Consider the following 2,577-nt stretch of genomic DNA (forward strand, 5'->3'; position numbering starts at 1 on the left):
GTGCGTTTCGTTCTGAAGAAACCCAGAAATGGGGGGAACTCAGGCTCTAACAAGGTAATCCAATATGGATTGAGTTCGCACTTTAATCCCTTGTTAGATGACAACTTGTTCGTCTTGTGGGTGAGAACACTGTTCAAGTCCCATCCCGCAGGTGCAGCGGTGAAAGCATCACCCCTACGGTAGCGATTAGCCATCAATCCGTAAAGCGGGGTGAAAAGGCGGTAACTGGAAAACCTATTCTAGAATCCCGTCGAGCAGGAGTTTATGGGTAGCGAAAGCAAAGGTACATCCGAACCATCGTGAGAGAAAACCAGCGAAACAGGTTGATACGCTGGGAGTCCCAAAAGGGCAAGGATTGGTAATAAAGAGACTTCACCCTCAATTTACCACAGGGTTGGCAATTATTAGCTTGACCAACCAAGCACTCTGTAATAAACCCGGTGGAAAGTACCACCCTAAAAACTCTAAACAAAGACGAACAGGAACGAAATAACCTACCGTTTGCTCTCTGAAAAAGTCGATTTTCAGAGTAGGTGCTAACCAGATGCAACGGCAAGGAGAGATTGGGTCAAAAGCGAAAGCTCCCCTGTAACGAGGGAGATATGCAGACAGACCCACGGTGTCTCGGAAGATAGAGTCTCCAGTAGCAATGTAAAAGTCATGAGCACGGTAAAACCGATGTATGAATGGAACAAGACTCCCTGGCGAAAGCTGGAAAGAGTCGTGTTCAAGTTGCAGAAAAGAATCTATCAAGCCGCCAATCGTGGTGATATTAAGGCACTTCGCAGACTCCAAAAGTTGTTGATGAAGTCCAAGGCTGCAAAATGCTTAGCGGTTCGTAGGGTTACTCAGGATAACAAAGGAAAAAAGACGGCAGGTGTGGATGGTGTCAAATCACTAACCCCAAAGCAACGCCTTGACCTAATAGGTAATATAAACCTGAGTTCAAAGGTCAGCCCGACCAGGCGAGTATGGATTCCCAAGCCTGGTACAGAAGAGAAGCGACCTTTAGGAATCCCGACAATGAAAGACCGGGCATTGCAGGCGCTCGTTAAACTGGCACTAGAACCAGAATGGGAAGCGCGATTTGAACCGAACCAATACGGGTTCAGACCTGGACGCTCGTGCCAAGATGCTATCGGGGCAATATTTAATGCGATTAGGTATAAGCAAAAATATGTGCTAGATGCCGACATCGCCAAATGCTTCGACAAAATCGACCATGAAGCACTGCTTAAAAAATTAAATACATTCCCGCTTTTACACCGCCAAATCAGGGCATGGCTCCGAGCGGGAGTGATGGACGGACAACAGTTGTTTCCAACACTTGAGGGTACGCCACAGGGTGGAGTCATTTCTCCACTACTGGCTAATATAGCTCTCCACGGGATGGAACATCGAATTAAGGAATTTGCCAAAACCTTGGACATCAAAAAGCCAAAAGGAAAAGGACAAATAAGCTGGCAACAGAAATGTAGAAGCATATCCTTAATAAGATACGCCGATGACTTCGTAATTCTCCACGAAGACTTAACCGTCGTTCAAAAGTGTAAAGAGATCATCTCTGAATGGTTAAAAGGCATGGGTTTGGAGCTAAAATCCAGTAAAACAAGGATAGCTCACACAATGAGCAGCCATGATGGACAATCTCCAGGATTTGATTTCCTGGGGTTTAAAGTCAGGCAATATCCATCTGGCAAATACACTAGCGGGAAAAATCCCCAAGGTGAATTACTGGGTTTCAGCACAATCATCACCCCAAGTTCAGCAAAAGTTAAAATACACCTCAAAGAAATCGCAAGAGTAATAGACATCCACACAGTTAAATCTCAATCAGATTTAATTAAGAGGTTGAATCCTCTAATTATAGGGTGGGCTAACTATTACCGAACGGTTCCAAGTAGCAAAGTCTTCTATAAATTAGAATCCTTGGTGTATCAAAAACTCAGAGCTTGGGCAAATCATCGCCATCCGAAAAAATCGAAAACATGGGTGTCAAATAAATACTGGCAAACCATAGGCAATGATCACTGGGTATTCGCAACCAGGGAAGAAGGGACTAACCCTCTCCGGTTACGCAAACATGGTCAAATAAAAATCATAGACCATGCCAAAGTTAAAGGCGAATCGTCACCATACGACGGAAACCTGGTGTATTGGAGTACAAGAATGGGAAAACACCCTGAAAGTCCCAAAAGAGTGGCAACACTTCTTAAGATTCAAAAGGGTAAATGTTCTCACTGCGGATTACATTTTCGAGACGAAGATGTCATGGAAGTTGACCACAGAATTCCTAAATCGAAAGGTGGAAAGGATTCTTATGACAACTGGGACTTACTTCACAGACATTGCCACGATATAAAGACTGCTACAGATGGCAGTCTGGGTAAAAAATCTAGCTGTAAAAGTGCTAAACCTAAGCCACCCTCACATACAGAATGGTTCTGGAAAGAGGATATGTTGGTAACGCGGTATGAGTGACAATCACCGAGTCATTGAGGAGCCGTGTGATGGGAAACTATCAAGCACGGTTTTGGAGAGCGGCGACTCTCGTGAGGGAGTCGCCGACTTTAATTT

At 44.7% G+C, this 2,577-nt stretch carries 2 protein-coding genes; both read left to right on the top strand.

What is annotated here, in order from left to right:
* Positions 1 to 183: hypothetical protein (locus QUA36_RS31045; RefSeq protein ID WP_293318373.1), on the top strand; the 183-nt coding region annotated here is incomplete at its 5' end.
* 495 nt (positions 184 to 678) lie between these two features.
* Positions 679 to 2,481 carry a group II intron reverse transcriptase/maturase gene (gene ltrA, locus QUA36_RS31050; protein ID WP_333460143.1) on the top strand — a complete coding sequence of 601 codons (1,803 nt, stop codon included), beginning with the start codon at positions 679 to 681 and terminating at the stop codon, positions 2,479 to 2,481.
* The last annotated feature ends 96 nt before the right edge of the window (positions 2,482 to 2,577 follow it).

The sequence above is a fragment of the Microcoleus sp. Pol10D4 genome, from assembly GCF_036701555.1.
GTDB lineage: Bacteria > Cyanobacteriota > Cyanobacteriia > Cyanobacteriales > Microcoleaceae > Microcoleus.

What these genes read in the sequence shown, in the direction of transcription:
- ltrA (WP_333460143.1), top strand. Translation starts at nt 679, where the DNA reads ATGTATGAATGGAACAAGACTCCCTGGCGAAAGCTGGAAAGAGTCGTG.